The organism is Corallococcus sp. 4LFB, from assembly GCF_046520365.1.
Lineage (GTDB): Bacteria > Myxococcota > Myxococcia > Myxococcales > Myxococcaceae > Corallococcus > Corallococcus caeni.
In genome coordinates this window covers 1-604 of sequence record NZ_JBKGHJ010001212.1, presented here as the reverse complement: position 1 = coordinate 604, position 604 = coordinate 1, and the positions used below count along the sequence as shown (strand labels likewise).

The following is a 604-nucleotide window of genomic DNA, read 5'->3' as shown; positions in this document are numbered from 1 at the left end:
TGGCGCTGCCGGGACGGCCGCAGGCGTGGCGCGCGCAGGGGCCGCCGTTCCTCACGGTGCTGGAGCTGTCCCGGCAGGCGGTGGAGCTGGCGCGGGCCGTGGAGCTGGGCGAGGCCCGCTTCGAGTTCGAGCCCGCGGGCGTGCGCCCCCTGCTGACGCTGGACCTCCCCGGACGGCGGGCGAAGCTGGGGCCCACCGGCGCCTGGTTCCAGTTGGAGCCCTCGGAGCTGCTGTCCGCCCTCTTCCAGCTGGGCGAGGCGCTGGGGCTGGCGTTCGCGGAGGCGCACCGGGTCCAGGTCTCCAACCCGTACCTCGTGGAGCTGGCGGAGCGCTGCCGCGAGGGGCTGTCGCACCTGCGAGGGGCCCACAAGCCGCCCGAGGCCGAGGGCGAGGCGCGCGAGCGAAAGAGTCCTCCGGCGCGCGGCGAGTCCCGTCCGCTGAAGGTGCCCGGGAAGCTGCGGCGCCTGCGCTTCGAGAAGCTGTGGGAGCAGCGCGGGCTGGAGGAGCCGGAGGAGGCGCGGCTGCTGCTGGGCCGGCACGGGCCGGTGTACTGCGCGCCGGGGGCTGGCGGGCGCGTTCTCTCGCAAGGACGGGGCGCTGCTGT

1 pseudogene is annotated in these 604 nt (G+C 76.5%); it reads left to right on the top strand.

Annotated features, from left to right (window positions below):
- Positions 1-604, top strand: a pseudogene (locus ACLEQD_RS44985) (hypothetical protein); the annotation flags it as partial.